The sequence below is a fragment of the Streptomyces tanashiensis genome (genome assembly GCF_014648895.1).
Classification (GTDB): Bacteria; Actinomycetota; Actinomycetes; order Streptomycetales; family Streptomycetaceae; genus Streptomyces; species Streptomyces tanashiensis.
Genome location: NZ_BMRZ01000020.1, coordinates 80,879 through 96,630, shown reverse-complemented (window position 1 = coordinate 96,630; position 15,752 = coordinate 80,879). Strand labels below are relative to the sequence as shown.

General features: G+C 72.1%; 12 protein-coding genes. 4 read left to right on the top strand and 8 right to left on the bottom strand.

Features of this window, described 5'->3' with window-relative positions:
* Positions 1-234: 234 nt before the first annotated feature.
* The 6 genes from IE237_RS35830 to IE237_RS35805 all read right to left on the bottom strand — a co-directional run bounded on the left by IE237_RS35830 (position 235) and on the right by IE237_RS35805 (position 7,924).
* The gene (locus tag IE237_RS35830) at positions 235-1,698 is read right to left on the bottom strand and encodes an aldehyde dehydrogenase family protein (RefSeq protein WP_189806421.1); all 1,464 of its coding nucleotides are present in this window, start codon (positions 1,696-1,698) and stop codon (positions 235-237) included.
* A 2-nt stretch (positions 1,699-1,700) separates the two neighbouring features.
* On the bottom strand, positions 1,701-3,428 hold the full coding sequence (locus tag IE237_RS35825) for an N-acyl-D-amino-acid deacylase family protein (RefSeq protein ID WP_189806353.1): 1,728 nt from the start codon (positions 3,426-3,428) through the stop codon (positions 1,701-1,703).
* Positions 3,429-3,589: 161 nt separating this feature from the next.
* A complete protein-coding gene (locus tag IE237_RS35820; protein ID WP_189806352.1) occupies positions 3,590-4,714 on the bottom strand; it encodes an LLM class flavin-dependent oxidoreductase in 1,125 nt (374 codons plus the stop codon).
* A gap of 99 nt (positions 4,715-4,813) precedes the next feature.
* Positions 4,814-5,575, bottom strand: a complete 762-nt coding sequence (locus IE237_RS35815; RefSeq protein WP_189806351.1) for an SDR family NAD(P)-dependent oxidoreductase — start codon at positions 5,573-5,575, stop codon at positions 4,814-4,816.
* A gap of 11 nt (positions 5,576-5,586) precedes the next feature.
* A complete protein-coding gene (locus IE237_RS35810) occupies positions 5,587-6,504 on the bottom strand; it encodes an LLM class F420-dependent oxidoreductase (protein ID WP_189806350.1) in 918 nt (305 codons plus the stop codon).
* 202 nt (positions 6,505-6,706) lie between these two features.
* Complete coding sequence (locus IE237_RS35805; RefSeq protein ID WP_189806349.1) at positions 6,707-7,924, bottom strand: amidohydrolase family protein; 1,218 nt, start codon at positions 7,922-7,924, stop codon at positions 6,707-6,709.
* 166 nt (positions 7,925-8,090) lie between these two features.
* Between IE237_RS35805 and afsR the strand changes: the two genes are divergently transcribed.
* From afsR to IE237_RS35790, 3 genes are all read left to right on the top strand, one after another.
* A complete protein-coding gene (gene afsR, locus IE237_RS35800) occupies positions 8,091-11,123 on the top strand; it encodes an SARP-family global regulator AfsR (protein WP_370468339.1) in 3,033 nt (1,010 codons plus the stop codon).
* A 217-nt stretch (positions 11,124-11,340) separates the two neighbouring features.
* Entirely contained in the window at positions 11,341-11,556 is a 216-nt protein-coding gene (locus IE237_RS35795) for a hypothetical protein (protein WP_189806348.1), read from the top strand.
* Between the two features lie 324 nt (positions 11,557-11,880).
* Positions 11,881-12,042 carry a hypothetical protein gene (locus tag IE237_RS35790; RefSeq protein ID WP_189806347.1) on the top strand — a complete coding sequence of 54 codons (162 nt, stop codon included), beginning with the start codon at positions 11,881-11,883 and terminating at the stop codon, positions 12,040-12,042.
* 128 nt (positions 12,043-12,170) lie between these two features.
* Here the strand turns inward: IE237_RS35790 and IE237_RS35785 are convergent, their stop codons facing one another.
* Both IE237_RS35785 and IE237_RS35780 read right to left on the bottom strand, forming a co-directional pair.
* Positions 12,171-12,818, bottom strand: coding sequence for an LppU/SCO3897 family protein (locus IE237_RS35785; protein ID WP_189806346.1), 648 nt, complete (start codon positions 12,816-12,818; stop codon positions 12,171-12,173).
* A 140-nt stretch (positions 12,819-12,958) separates the two neighbouring features.
* Entirely contained in the window at positions 12,959-14,518 is a 1,560-nt protein-coding gene (locus IE237_RS35780) for a FadD3 family acyl-CoA ligase (RefSeq protein WP_189806419.1), read from the bottom strand.
* Between the two features lie 90 nt (positions 14,519-14,608).
* On the opposite strand from IE237_RS35780, the gene IE237_RS35775 reads away from it, so the two are divergent.
* A complete protein-coding gene (locus IE237_RS35775; RefSeq protein ID WP_189806345.1) occupies positions 14,609-15,751 on the top strand; it encodes a lipid-transfer protein in 1,143 nt (380 codons plus the stop codon).
* Position 15,752 lies beyond the last annotated feature (1 nt).

Genomic DNA, 15,752 nt, shown 5'->3' with positions numbered 1-15,752 from the left:
AGGACGTTAAATGCTGCGGTTTCCATATCCGGAGGATCGAAGTCCGCTCACTTGATCGATCATCGCCTTGCATTGCGAGGGTCGAACCGGACACTCGCCAATGATTGAAAGATCGACCAACCGGGCGAGCCGACCAACCGGTAGGTCCGGCGACGAGTGTCCGATATGCGGGAACCGCAGCAGTGTCCTGAATGTCCGTTTCGAAATTTTCCCGAAGAATTTTCCGGCGGTCGCTCACCCCGGCCAGACGACCGCCTGCAGCTCGCTGTACGCGTGCAGCGCGTACGAGCCCACGTCCCGCCCGACACCGCTCTTCTTGAAGCCGCCGAACGGCGCCTCCATGTTCCGGCCGATCGTGTTCACCCCCACCCCGCCGGCCCGCAGCCGGGCCGCGACACGGAAAGCGCGGGCCACGTCGCCCGACCACACGTAGTCGATCAGCCCGTAGTCGCTGTCGTTGGCGAGCGCGATCCCCTCCTCCTCGTCGTCGAAGGGGACGACCACCACGACCGGGCCGAAGATCTCCTCCCGCACCACCCGCATCTCGTTGGTGCAGTCGGCGAGCAGCGTCGGCGCCACGTAGAAGCCCCGGTCGAAGTCCGGACGCTCGCCGCCCGCGACGACCCGCGCCCCCTCCTTCCTCCCCAGCTCGACGTACGACTCCACCCGGTCGCGGTGGGCCGCCGAGATCACCGGCCCGACCACCGTCCCCTGCTCCGCCGGGTCCCCCACCTTCATGAAGGCCAGATAGCCGGTCAGCTTCTCGATCAGCCGCTCGTAGATCCCGCGCTGGGCGAGCACCCGGGTCGGGGCGGTGCAGATCTGCCCGCTGTAGAAGGCGAAGGTCGTCCCGATGCCCATCACCGCCGAGTCCAGGTCGGCGTCGTCGAAGACGAGCGCCGCCCCCTTCCCGCCCAGCTCCATCAGCTGGCGCTTGAGCGCACGGCCGCAGACCTCGCCGATCGCCTGCCCGACGGCCGTGGAGCCGGTGAAGGAGACCATGTCGACGTCCGGAGAGTCGACGGCGGCCTCGCCGACCGCCTGCGCGGAGCCGGTGACGACGTTCACCACCCCCGCGGGGACGCCGGCCTCCTCCAGGGCCCGGGTCATCGCGTACACGGAGAGCGGGTCCTGCGGGGCCGGCTTCACCACGACCGTGTTCCCCATCGCGAGCGCCGGGGCGATCTTGCCCGCCGGGTTGGCCCAGGGGTTGTTGTACGAGGTGATGCAGGTGACCACGCCGACCGGGCGCCGCACCGCCACCGCGCCGAACACCCCGGCCCTCCCCATCGGACCGGCCTCGTTGATCTGCGGGGGCAGCGCCTGCTCGACCGGCTCCATCGCCCCGCGCGCGTACCGGCGGAAGCGGGAGGAGCCGACCGCGACCTGCATCCCGCGCGCGGTGCCGGTGGTGGCGCCGGTCTCGGCCCGGGCGAGGAGCGTGTTCGCCTCGGCGTCCCGGGCCATCACGTCCGCGGCCCGGTCGAGGATCGCCGCCCGCTCCTCCGGCCTCGTCCGCGACCAGCTCGCGAAGGCCTCGCGGGCGGCGGCGGCCGCCTCGTACACCTGGGCCCGGGAGGCCTCGGGCGCGAGACCGACGACCTCCTCCGAGGCCGGGTCGATCACCTCGTAGTGACCGCCGTCGGGCTCGACCCACTCCCCGCCGATGAAGAGCCTCTCCGTCCTCGCGTTTTCCATCGTCATCGCGTGCTCACCGTCCTCGTGTCGCGGCCCGAGCGCAGCACCCTCCCCGGGACAGCGCCGGTCACCTCGTCGTCCCGTACCGTCTCCACGCCGTTGACCCGCACCGACACGATCCCGACCGCGCGCGAGTCGAGGCGCGGGCTGTCCCCGGGAAGGTCGTGCACGAGGGTCGCCGGGCCCGCGTCGATCCGCTCCGGGTCGAAGAGGACCAGGTCGGCGTGGAAGCCCTCGGCGATCCGGCCGCGCTCCCGGAGCCCGAAGAGCCGCGCCGGGTCGTCGCTGAGCATCTTCACCGCCCGCTCCAGCGGGACCAGCTTCCGGCCGCGCAGACAGTCGCCGAGGAAGCGGGTGGTGTACGGGGCGCCGCACATCCGGTCCAGGTGCGCGCCCGCGTCCGAGCCGCCGAGCAGGACGTCCTCGTGGTCCCAGGTCTCCCGGCGCAGCGCCCAGGAGGCCGGGTCGTTGTCCCTGGGCATCGGCCACAGGACGGTCCTCAGGTCGTCGTTGGCGCAGATCTCGACGAGGGCCTGGAAGGGGTCCTGGCCGCGCTCGGCCGCGATGTCGCCGACGACCCGGCCGGTGAGGCCCTCGTTCTCGCGGCTGTACGTGTCCCCTATGACGTACCGGCCGAAGTGCGCGAGCCGCCGGAAGACCCCCGCCTCCTTCGAGTCCGCGCGCCGCAGCATCACGGCCCGCACCTCGGGGTCGCGGAGCTTCGCGATCCGCTCGGGGACGGGGAGGGCGAGGATCTCGCCCCAGCCCGGGATGAGGTTGAGGGCGCAGAAGGTGCCGAGGGACATGTTCATGGGGGTGAGGATCGGCATCGTGAGCGCGACGATCCGGCCGCCGGACTTGCGGGCCCGCTCGGAGGCGGTGAGCTGGCGCGGGACGCGCTCGGGGACGGCGGCGTCGATGGTGAGGACGTTCCAGTTGAGGGGCCGCCCGGCGGCGGCGGTCATCTCGACGAACAGCTCGATCTCGTCGTCGGAGAACTGGTCGAGGCACCCGGCGAGGATGGCCTCGATCTGCGTCCCCTCGTGCTCGCCGACGGCCTTCGACAGGGCGATCAGCTCGGCGGGCCGGGCGTGCCGGGAGGCGACGGGGGCGCCGTCGCCGTCCGAGTGGGTGGAGGACTGGGTGGTGGAGAGCCCCCAGGCGCCGGCCTCCATGGCCTCCTTCAGCAGGGCGACCATCTGCGCGAGCTGCTCGGACGTGGGCTGTCCGCCGACGGCGTCCGCGCCCATCACGTACCGGCGCAGGGCGCAGTGGCCGACCATGAAGCCGGCGTTGACGGCGATCCGGCCGTCGAGGGCGTCGAGGTACTCGGCGAAGGAGGACCAGCTCCAGTCGACGCCCTCCTCCAGGGCCTTGAGGGCCATGCCCTCGACCTTCGACATCATCCGGCGCGTGTAGTCGGCGTCCTCCGGCCGGTCCGGGTGGAGGGGCGCGAGGGTGAAACCGCAGTTGCCGCCGGCGACGGTGGTGACGCCGTGGTTCATGGAGGGCGTGGCGTACGGGTCCCAGAAGAGCTGGGCGTCGTAGTGGGTGTGCGGGTCGACGAACCCCGGCGCGAGGACGAGGCCGGTGGCGTCCTCGGTGGTGCGGGCGGTCGCGCCCGGCTCTGCGAAGACGATCCGGCCGTCGCGTATGCCGACGTCGGCGACGTAGGCGGGGGCGCCGGTGCCGTCCACGACGGTGGCGCCCGTGATCAGGTGGTCGAGCATGACGGTCCCTCTCTGTCCGTGGACGTGGGTGTGCCCCGGACCGGGGCCGCCGCGGAACGGCCTCCGGCCGGGGCCGGTACGGGGCGGCGATCCGGGAAGACACCACCCCGCGCTTCACTTACCGGGCCTGCGGCCCGCCGCCCGTTGCGTGCGGCGGGCGGCTAGGACCCCGACGACTGGCGCATGCGGGTCGTGCGGTGGACCGGGTCCGTGTCGATCCGAGGAATCACGTGCTCACCGATCAGCTTGATCGAGTTCATCGTGTCCTCGTACGAGATCCCGATCGGGAGGCCGAAGGACAGCTGGTCGGCGCCCGCCTGCTCCCACCGCTTGCACTGGGCGAGGACCTCCGACGGGTCGCCGCAGATCATCAGCTCCTCCTGGATGAGGAGTTCGATGATCTCCGCCGAGTACTCGGGGAGGAGCTCGGGCCACTCGGGGATGCCCTCGGGCCGCGGGAAGGTGTCGTGGTAGCGGAAGAGGAGCGACTGGAGGTAGTTCAGACCGCCGCCGACCGCGATCTCGACGGCCTTCTCGTGGGTCTCGGCGCAGATCGCGGTCGAGGTGACCATGACGTTGTCGTTGACGAAGTCGCCGACCGCCTTGGCCTCCTTGATCGCGTTCTTGTAGGACTCGACGACCCACTCCATGTCCGAGACCTTCTGGACGCTGAAGCCGAGGACGCCGAGGCCCATCTTCCCGGCCATGGCGTACGAGGAGGGGGAGCCGGCCGCGTACCACATGGCCGGGTGGGACTTCCCGTACGGCTTGGGGAGGACCTTGCGGGGCGGCAGCGACCAGTGCTTGCCCTGGAAGCCGACGTACTCGTCCTGGAGCCACATCTTGGGGAACTCGGCGATGGTCTCCTCCCAGATCTCCTTCGTGTGGTTCATGTCGGTGATGCCCGGCATGAACCCGAGGATCTCGTGGGAGCCCGCCCCGCGCCCGGAGCCGAACTCGAAGCGTCCGCCGGAGAGGTGGTCGAGCATGGCGACCTTCTCGGCGACCTTCACCGGGTGGTTGACCGGGGCGAGGGGGTTGAAGATGCCGGAGCCGAGGTGGATCCGCTCGGTGGCGTGGGCGAGGTAGCCCAGGTAGACGTCGTTGGCGGAGAGGTGCGAGTACTCCTCCAGGAAGTGGTGCTCGGAGGCCCAGGCGTATTTGAAGCCGGACCTGTCGGCCTGGATGACGTACTCGGTCTCCTCCATGAGGGCCTTGTGCTCGGCTTCGGGATCGGTCTCGGCGCGCTTGCCGACGTATCCCTGTACGAAGATCCCGAATTCCAAGGGGGTTCACCGTCCTCGTCTTATCTGACGATGCGTCAGATTCCTTGATGTGCCCGACTCTCGCACCACCGCACAGGTGCGTCAATACCTGACACTGCGTCAGAAGAGGCTCACGCCCGCCAGCCAGCCGCCGTCGATCACGAACGGCTGGCCCGTGATGTACGCCGAGTCCTCCCCGGTCAGGAAGAGCGCCAGCGCCGCCACCTCCTCCGGCCGGCCGATCCGCCCGAGCGGGACGAGCTTGCGGTACAGCTCGGCCGTGGCCTCCGGGTCCACGCCCTCGGGGTTGCTCATGGGGGTGTCGATCGCCCCCGGGCAGACCGCGTTGACCCGGATCCCCTTCGCGGCCAGCTCCAGGGCCGCGACCTTGGTGAGCCCGAGGACCGCGTGCTTCGTCGCCGCGTAGGCCCCGACCCCGGCCATGCCGGTGATCCCCGTGTACGAGGCCGTGTTGACGATCGTCCCGCCGCCCGCCGCCGCGATCTCGGGCGCGACCGTGCGGATGCCCAGGAAGCAGCCGGTCTGGTTCACGGACACGATCGCCTGGAACTCCTCGAGCGGCGTCGAGACCAGCTCGTTGAAGCGGAGGATGCCCGCGTTGTTGACGAGCCCGTCGATCTTCCCGAACCGCTCCTTGGCCGCCGCCACGGCCGCCGCCCAGTCGCCCTCGCTCGTCACGTCCAGCCGGACGTACGCGGCCCGGTCCTCCCCCAGCTCCTTGGCCAGCGCCTCGCCGGCGTCGTCCAGGACGTCCCCGAGGACGACCTTCGCCCCCTCGGCGGCGAACAGCCGCGCCTCCTGCTCGCCCTGCCCGCGCGCCGCTCCGGTGACGAGGACGACCCGCCCGTCGAGCTTGCCCATGTCCGTACTCCCTAGAGATGAGGGGCGACCTCCGTGCCGAAGGCCGCCATCTGGTCGATGAGTTCGGTACGGCTCCGGGACCGGAACCGGACCTGGATCTGGTGCACGCCCATCTCCCCGTACGCGCGCAGGGAGGCGGCGAGCTCCTCCGGCCGGCCGCTCAGGGTGCGCCGGCCGACCTCCCAGCCGGGCGTGCCGACGTACAGGGCCTCGGTGATCGCGCCGACGGTGACCGGCTCGGCGATCCCGGCCTCCGTGCGGAGCCGCAGCAGCTTCCGGATCTGCGCGGCGAGCCTGTCGCGCGGGTCGCCCTGCGGCAGCCAGCCGTCGCCCTTGAGGGCGGCCCGGCGCACCGCGGCCGGCGAGGAGCCGCCCACCCAGAGCGGGACCCGCTCCTGCGCGGGCCGGGGCAGCTGCCCGAGGTCCTTGAAGGCGAACCGCTCCCCCAGGTGCTCCGGGTACTCCTCGGGCCCGAGGGCCGCCCGCAGCGCGTCGACCGTCTCGTCGAGCACGGCGCCCCGGCGGGCGAAGTCCACGCCGAGCGCCTCGAACTCCTCCTGGACGTGCCCGGCGCCGACCCCGAGGACCAGCCGGCCGCCGGAGAGGTGGTCGAGCGTGGCGTACGCCTTGGCCGTGACGAGCGGATGGCGCAGGCCGACGACGGCGACGTGCGAGAGGAGCCGGACCCGCTCGGTGGCGGCGGCGAGGAAGGAGAGCGTGGCCACCGGGTCGTACCAGACGGTGCTCATCGGCCCGGCGAGCCGGCGCGGGATGGCGACGTGGTCGCAGCTCGCGAGGTAGTCGAAGCCGTGGGCCTCGGCGGCCCGGGCCACGGCGAGCAGGTCCGCCGGACCCGCGCCCGCCTCCCAGGCCTCGGCGTAGAGGGTGCTCTGCGACTGGACCGGCAGCTGCATGCCGTAGACCACCATGGGAACCCCTTCGATCTGACACGTCGTCAGGTATGAGCGGACGAGGGTCATGCTTGTACCTGACGACCCATCAGGCAAGGGGGGTGCGGAAACGGGTGCGCGGCCGGTCCGAACGGAGGGGCTCGCGGGCGCCCCGGTCGGGGTCGCCGTCACCGCCCCGCCGCCACAGCCCCGTCACAGCCCCGCCGTCACAGCCCCGCCGTCACGCCCGCCAGAGTCCCTCCGGGGTCAGCCCCAGCAGGTCGATCGCGTTGCCCCGGACGATCCGCTCGACGACGTCCGGGGGCAGGTGCCCCATCTGGGCCTCGCCGACCTCCTTCGACTTGGGCCAGGTGGAGTCCGAGTGCGGGTAGTCCGTCTCGTACAGGACGTTCGCCGCCCCGATCGCGTCGAGGTTGCGCAGCCCGAAGGCGTCGTCGAAGAAGCAGCCGAAGACGTGCTCCGCGAAGAGCTCGGACGGCGGGCGGGTGACCTTGTCGGCGACGCCGCCCCAGGCGCGGTTCTCCTCCCAGACCACGTTCGCGCGCTCCAGGATGTACGGGATCCAGCCGATCTGCCCCTCCGCGTACATGATCCTCAGGTTCGGGAAGCGCTCGAACTTGCCGCTCATCAGCCAGTCGACCATCGAGAAGCAGCAGTTCGCGAAGGTGATGGTGGAGCCCACGGCCGGCGGGGCGTCGGCCGAGGTGGACGGCATCCGACTGGAGGAGCCGATGTGCATCGCGATGACCGTGCCGGTCTCGTCGCAGGCGCGGAAGAAGGGGTCCCAGTGGTCCGTGTGGACCGAGGGGAGCCCGAGGTGCGGCGGGATCTCGGAGAAGGCGACGGCCCGGACCCCGCGCGCGGCGTTGCGGCGGACCTCTGCGGCGGCGAGCTCGGGGTCCCAGAGCGGGATGAGGGTGAGCGGGATCAGCCGCCCGTGCGCCTCGGGCCCGCACCACTCCTCGACCATCCAGTCGTTGTAGGCGCGGACGCAGAGGAGACCGAGCTCGCGGTCGCCCGCCTCCGTGAAGGTCTGCCCGCAGAAGCGGGGGAAGGTGGGGAAGCAGAGCGCGGACTGGACGTGGTTGACGTCCATGTCGGCGAGCCGGTCCGGGACCGAGTGCGAGCCGGGCCGCATCTGCTCGTAGGTGATGACTTCGAGACGTATCTCGTCCCGGTCGTAGCCGACGGCGGTGTCGAGCCGGGTGAGGGGCCGGTGCAGGTCCTCGTACACCCACCAGTCGCCGATCGGCCCGTCGTCCCCCTTGGCACCCATGACCGGGGCGAACTTGCCGCCGAGGAAGGTCATTTCCTTGAGGGGGGCACGGACGATCCGGGGTCCGGTGTCGTGGTACCGGGACGGGAGCCGGTCCCGCCAGACGTGCGGGGGCTCCACGGTGTGGTCGTCCACCGAGATGATCTTCGGGAAGGTCTCCATGGCTTTCACGGTAGCGCCGATCTGACGGTCCGTCAGCTACCTGGGCCCGGAACGACGGGCCCGACGGCCGTGTTGCGGTCCTGCAACGGCCGACCCGATGCTGACGGACTCCCTCCGGACAAGGCAGACTGTCCTGGGCGAAACCAGCGGTAGGGCAGGGGGAGCGATGGACCGTGAGAACGGGCCGCGAGTTCCGGTGCAGCGGTCTCCGAGGATGGGCCCGACGGCCCCGGTGGGCGAAGTGACGGACACCGGCATGGGCGCGGGCGCCGACGGACGTGCCGGAACCGGCACGGTCGGGGACGCCCCCGGCGGGCTCCGCTTCGGCGTGCTCGGACCCGTCCGCGCCTGGCGCGACGGCGAACCCGTCCCCACCGGCTCCCCGCAGCAGCGCGCCCTGCTCGCCGCGCTGCTCCTGCGCGGCGGCCGCACCGCCACCGCACACGAGCTGATCGACGCGCTCTGGGGCGAGGAACCGCCCTCCCAGGCCCTCGCCGCGGTCCGTACGTACGCCTCCCGGCTGCGCAAGGCCCTCGACCCCAAGGTCCTGGTCAGCGAGTCCGGCGGCTACGCGCTGCGGACGACCGCGCTCGACGTGACCGCCGCCCAGGAGCTGGCCGCCGAGGCCGAGAAGCTCCGCGCGGCCGGGGACCGCGCGGCCGCCCGCGAGCGGCTCGCCGAGGCCCTCGACCTCTGGGACGGCGAGGTGCTGGCCTCCGTACCCGGCCCGTACGCCGAGACCCAGCGGACCCGCCTGGAGGAGTGGCGGCTCACCCTCCTCGAAACCCGCCTGGACATCGACCTGGAGGTCGGCGCGCACGCCGAGGCCGTCTCCGAACTGACCGCGCTCACCGCCGCGCACCCGCTGCGCGAGCGGCTCCGCGAGCTGCTCATGCTCGCCCTCTACCGCAGCGGACGGCAGGCCGAGGCCCTCGCCGTGTACGCCGACACGCGCCGTCTCCTCGCCGACGAGCTGGGCGTCGACCCGACCCCCGAGCTCTCCCGGCTCCAGCAGCGCATCCTCCAGGCCGACGCCGAACTCGCCCGCCCGGTCGAGGAGCCCGCCCCGGCCGCCAAGGCCGTCGCCCGCCCGGCCCAGCTCCCGGCGACCGTGCCGGACTTCACGGGCCGCGCCGCGTTCGTACGGGAACTGGGGGCCCGCCTCGCCACCGCCGAGGGCCACGTCATGGCGGTCTCCGCGCTCGCCGGCATCGGCGGCGTCGGCAAGACCACGCTCGCCGTGCACGTCGCCCACGAGGCCCGGCCGCACTTCCCGGACGGCCAGCTGTACGTGGACCTCCAGGGCGCCGGCTCCCGCGCCGCCGCGCCGGAGACCGTCCTCGGCTCCTTCCTCCGCGCCCTCGGCACACCGGATTCGGCCATCCCGGACTCGCTCGACGACCGGGCCGCGCTCTACCGCTCGACGCTGGACGGCCGCCGGGTCCTGGTCCTCCTCGACAACGCCCGCGACGCCGCCCAGATCCGCCCGCTGCTGCCCGGCACGGCGGGCTGCGCCGCCCTGGTCACCAGCCGCATCCGCATGGTCGACCTGGCCGGCGCGCACCTGGTCGACCTGGACGTGATGTCCCCGGAGGAGGCGCTCCAGCTGTTCACGAGGATCGTGGGCGAGGAGCGGGTCCAGTCGGAGCGCGAGGCGGCCCTGGACGTGGTGGCGGCCTGCGGCTTCCTCCCCCTGGCGATCCGCATCGCGGCCTCCCGTCTGGCGGCCCGGCGCACCTGGACGGTCTCGGTCCTGGCGGCGAAGCTCGCGGACGAGCGCCGCCGCCTCGACGAGCTCCAGGCGGGCGACCTGGCGGTCAAGGCCACCTTCGAACTCGGCTACGGCCAGCTGGAGCCGGCCCAGGCCCGCGCCTTCCGCCTCCTCGGCCTCGCCGACGGCCCCGACATCTCCCTCGCGGCGGCCGCGGCCGTCCTCGACCTCCCGCTCCGGGACACGGAGGACCTCCTGGAGGCCCTCGTCGACACGTCGCTGCTGGAATCGGCGGCGCCGGGCCGCTACCGCTTCCACGACCTGGTCCGGCTCTACGCGCGTGCGTGCGCGGACCGCGACGAACAGCCCCCGTCGGAGAAGGAGGCGGCGCTCTCCCGCCTCCTGGACTTCTACCTCTCCACGGCGGCCCGCGTGTACGCGATCGAGCGCCCCGGCGACCGGCTGGTCGACCACCTGGAGCCCACGGCGTACGAGGGCCTCGCCTTCACCGACCGCCACGAGGCCCAGGACTGGCTCTACGCGGAGGCGAACTGCCTCCTGGCGACGGTCCGCCAGGCGGCCGCGACCCCGGCGACCCTCCGCAGGGCGGTGGACCTGCTGTGGGCGTCGCTGGACCTCGGGGAGTCCGGGGCGAACTCCAGGGAGTTCGAGGCGACGGGCGTCGTCGTGCGCGATGCCGCCCATGCCCATGCCGACGCCAGGGCCGAGGGCCGTGCGCTCATGGTTCTCGCCGGTGTCCACCACACCGCGGGCCGCTTCAAGGAGGCGGACCGCGACGCCGAACTCGCCCTGCCGCACGCGGACCGGGCCGGCGATCCGGTGCCGGCATGCTGGTCCGCCAACGCTCGGGGCATCATCGCGCTGTACCAGAACCGGTTCGCGGAGGGCGAGCAGTACCTCACCGAGGCGATCGATCGGTTCCGCGGCATCGGGGACGAGCCGGGGGAAGCGAGCGCCCTCTGCAACCTGTCGCGCATCCATCTGGCCACGGGCCGTACGTCGAGCGCGATAGCGCTCGCCCGGCAGGGCACGGACATATACGACTCGATGGGACACGCGCTCCGGGGCGCGAACGGGCGCTACGCCCTCGGTCTCGCCCTCACCCAGGACAACCGGCTCACCGCGGCGAGCGAGCGGCTCCGCGAGGCGCTGGCGGTCTTCGCCGACAGCAGGCAGCGGCTGTGGGAGGGCATGACCCTCTTCCGGCTGTCCGAGGTGGACCTCGCGGCCCACCGGCACGCTCAGGCGGCGTCGAACGCCGAGATGGCCCTCACGGTGCTCCGGGGCATCGGGGGAGAGTGGCGGCGGGGCAACGTCCTCACCGTCCTGGGCCGGGCCCTGTTCGGCATCGGCCAGAGCGGCCGTGCGGTGGTCTGCTGGCAGGAGGCGCTCGGCATCTTCGATGAACTGGGGGCCCCGGAAGCCGACGAGGTCCGGGCGCTGCTGACCCCGGCGACCGCCGCATAGACCTCTCCGGCCAGTGCGTTCATCGTTCGTTTATCGCCACCCGGCATGCTTCTCTGCATGACGATCCGCCGCGTCGGGGGGCAGGCGAGTCGCCGATGAGGGCCACAGCCCCTGAGTACTAGGGTGATCGGCCCCGGAGATTCGTCCAGCCGTCCACGGGGGAACGGCTGGACGAATCTCCTCACATCTCGGACATCACACGCAGGAGTTGACGAGCATGACCGACCCGATCAAGCAGGACCCGATCATCAAGCCCATGGACATGCACGCCACTTCGGAGCCGGCGCTCGACGCGATCACGGACAAGATCACGGGCGGCCACGACGAGTCGATCAGCACCAAGGACATGCACGCCACCTCCGAGCCGGCGCTCGACGCGATCACGGACAAGATCACGGGCGGCCACGACGACACCGCCGTCAAGCCGGCCTGACAGACCACTCCCGACGGGGAACGGCCGCGGCGGCGACTTCGGGGGAGCTGCCGGGGCCGACCAGGGAAGGTCCGGTCGACGGGGGAGCACACGGGCTCGGGGGACAACCCGGCGGAACCAGGGGGGATCCGTCCGGGCAGGGCCCGTGCGCAACGCGATCGGACCACCACAAGGAGGGGCCGGGCTACTGCCCGGCCCCTCCGGCGTGCACGGGCAGCGGTGGCGTGACCCGACCTGACGGACTCGACTTCCGCGGCTCGCCCACCTGCCTCCCCTCGAACAGGCTGACGTCGCCACCGAACCTCAACATCTCAGGAGTTGAACATGACCCGCACGAAGCGACTCCTCGCGGGGGTCCTCCTCGCTGCAGCCGTCGCCGTCGGCACCACCACGCCCGCGCTGGCCAACATGCACGCCACCAGCTACCCGGCGACGGAGAACGTCGAAGTGACCGCTGTCAGTACGGACAACATGCACGCGACCTGACCGTCGCCAACTCCACGGGGCCCGGACCACGCCTTGGTCCGGGCCCCGCGTGCTTGCGTACGTCACGGCCTGCCGCTCCGGACGGGGCCGGCCGCCCGCGAGGCCGAGGGGATCGTCGTCCTGACCCGTCAGCGGGCGTAGGAGCCGAGTCCGACGAGGCAGTAGACGTACTCGCTGACGGTGGTGCCGTTCATCGTGTACCGGTGCGAGAAGGCGTACTGCGTCCTGGGGTTGGAGTTGCAGTTGTTCATGTCCGAGGTGAACGGGAAGGTCTGGATGACCTTGTAGTGGGCGTCGGACGCCGAGCACGACACCTCCTCGACGCCGCTGACGCTCTGCGCGGTCTCCGAGTTCGGCAGCGTGCCGTTGAGGCAGGTGCCCTGCTCGTACGGGTCGGGCTCCTTCTCCGTGGCGGTCGGGCTGGGGACGAGGTCGGTGGGGAAGGGCTCGTACGAGTAGGTCGGCATCGGGCCCGCGCCGCCGGGGCTCTCGTCCTTGTCGTCGTTCAGGAGGTACGAGCCGCCGACGAGCGCGCCGATGACGGCGAGGGGGACCAGACAGCCGAGGACCCCGGACTTCCTGGGCGCCGCCGGGGCCCCGGCGACCGTGATGCGCAGGTACACCGTGCCCTCGCCCAGCCGGGTCGCGACGAGTTCGCCGTGGCGGCAGGGGCGGACGGTGAGGTGGGCGGGCCCGGACGGCAGCCGGACGGTGAGGATCACGCCCTGGGCGGCCTGCTGCGGGGTGAGGGTGAGGGGAATCTCTTGCGTCGGCACCGGCTGCTCCTGGAAGAGGGAGGGGAGGTACACGAAGGGCTGCCCATATGACGTGTACATGGAGGGGGTTGGTTGCGTCTCCCCCGGGGCCGCCCTCCGTCCGGCCCCGCTCCGTCCCGTCCCCCTCCGTCCGGTCCCCGTCAGGACGCCGACGCCCGCGCCCTCAGCTCCCCCTTCACCACCTTCCCGCTCGCGTTCCTCGGGAGCTCCGTCACGAACTCGACCTCCCTCGGGACCTTGTAGTTCGCCATCTCCCGCCGCGACCAGGCGATCAGGTCGTCCGCCGTGACCCGCGCCCCCGCCCGCCGCACCGCGAAGGCCTTGCCGACCTCGCCGAGCCGCGGATCCGGGACGCCGATGACGGCGACGTCCGCGATGTCCGGGTGCAGACCGAGGAGCTGCTCGATCTCGGCCGGGTAGGCGTTGAAGCCGCCGACGATGAACATGTCCTTCAGGCGGTCGGTGATGCGGAGGTTGCCGGCCTCGTCCAGGACGCCGATGTCGCCGGTGTGCAGCCAGCCGTCCGCGTCGATCGCCGCCGCCGTGGCCTCCTCGTCCTCGAAGTAGCCGCTCATCACGTGGTGGCCGCGGACCAGGACCTCCCCGGTGCCGGAGAGCCGGAGTTCGGTGCCGGGAACGGGGCGGCCCGAGGTGGTGGCGACGGTCTCGTCGGGGTCGTCGCGCCGGCACATGGTGACGATCCCGCTCGCCTCGGAGAGGCCGTACGCGGTGAGGACCGTGCCCACGCCCAGCTCGGTACGGAGGCGCTCGACGAGCCGCAGCGGGACCACGGCCGCGCCGGTCACGACGAGGCGGAGGGTGGAGAGGTCGTGCGCGGGGCGGGCCGGGTGGTCCAGGAGGGACTGGTGGAGGGTGGGCGGGCCGGGGAGGACGGTGATGCGTTCGGCGGCGATGTTGGCGAGGACGGTGTCCACGGTGAAGACGGACTGCGGGACGATCACGGCCCCCCGCATGAGGCAGGCGAGGATGCCGGCCTTGTAGCCGAAGGTGTGGAAGAAGGGGTTGACCACGAGGTAGCGGTCGCCCTCCGCCAGGCCGGCGAGCTCGGACCAGATCGCGTAGCAGCGCAGGCTCTGGGCGTGGCTGATGACGGCGCCCTTGGGGCGGCCGGTGGTGCCTGAGGTGAAGATGATGTCGGAGGGCGCCGCGGGGTCGATCCCGTCGGCGCGCGCGCGGACGCGGGCGGCCGGGACGCCGTCGCCCTCCGCGAGGAAGGCCTTCCAGGTGGTCCAGTCGGCCTCGTCGGGCGCGGTGTCGCCGAGGACCACGACCTTCTCCAGGTCCGGCAGCGCGACTCCGGAGCGGCGCAGGGAGGCCACGTACGAGGTGCCGAGGAAGGTGCCGGTGACGAAGAGCAGCCGGGCCCGGGAGCGCTGGAGGACGTAGGCGGCCTCGGTGCCCTTGAAGCGGGTGTTCAGGGGGACGAGGACGGCGCCCGCGGTGACGGCGCCGAGGGCGGAGACGATCCAGTCGAGGGTGTTGGGGGCCCAGATCGCGACCCGGTCCCCGCTCCGTATCCCGGTGGCGAGACAGGCGGCGGCCGCCCGTTCGACGCGTTCGCCGAGCTCGGCGTAGGTGACGCGGACGCGGCCGTCGACGACGGCCTCCCGCGGGCCGTACCGCTCGGCCGCCGCCCGTACGAGCCCGGGGATCGTGCCCCACTCCAGGTCGCCGCGCATGTCCATACCCAACCTCCCTGTAGCTGACTATCCGTCAGATTAGTTGTAGCCTGACGCGCTGTCAGCAGTGCTGCCCCATGAGGAGGTTCGGTGCTCAAGGACGCCACGGCCATCGTCGGGATAGGACAGACCGCCTTCGCGAAACAGCTCCACGAGACCGAGAAGACCCTCGCCTGCCGGGCGATCCTCGCCGCTCTCGACGACGCCGGCATCGACCCCTCCGAGGTCGACGCCTTCGCCTCGTACACGATGGAGGAGACCGACGAGGTCGAGGTCGCCAAGGCCATCGGCGCCGGCGACGTCACCTTCTTCTCCAAGGTCGGCTACGGCGGCGGCGGCTCCTGCGCCACCGTCGGCCACCTCGCCGCCGCGATCGCCACCGGACAGGCGAGCGTCGGCGTCGCCTGGCGGTCCAGGAAACGCGGCTCAGGACCCCGCCCCTGGAAGAACACCGCCGTCCAGCTGCCCACCCCCGGCCAGTGGACCCGCCCCTTCGGGCTGCTCCGCCCCGCCGACGAGATCGGCATGCTCACCCGCCGCTACATGCACGAGTACGGCGCCACCCGCGACCACCTCTTCAACGTCGCCCTGGCCTGCCGCAACCGCGCCAACCAGAACCCCGCCGCGATCATGTACGAGCGGCCGCTGACCCGCGAGATGTACATGACCGCCCGCTGGATCAGCGAACCCCTCTGCCTCTTCGACAACTGCCTGGAGACCGACGGCGCCCTCGCCTGCGTGATCGTCGGCGCCGAACGCGCCCGCGACTGCCGGCAGAAGCCCGTCTACGTGCACGCCGCCGCCCAGGGCCTGCCCTCCCAGCACCACGGCATGGTCAACTACTGGAACGACGACCCGCTCTCCGGGCCCGCCTGGACCGCCGCCCGCCACCTCTGGAAGCAGGCCGACTTCGGCCCGGACGACGTGGACGTCGCCCAGATCTACGACGCCTTCACCCCGCTCGTCCCGCTCTCCCTGGAGGGCTACGGCTTCTGCGGGCGCGGCGAAGGAGGCGCCTTCACCGAGGGCGGAGCCCTGGAGATCGGCGGCCGGCTGCCGCTCAACACCGGCGGCGGCGGGCTCTCCGAGGCGTACGTGCACGGCTTCAACCTCATCAACGAGGGCGTGAAGCAGCTCCGCGGCACCTCCACCGCCCAGGTCCCCGACGCGGCCACCTGCCTGGTCACGGCGGGCGAGGGCGTCCCCACATCGGCCATTCTCCTCAGGAGCTGAC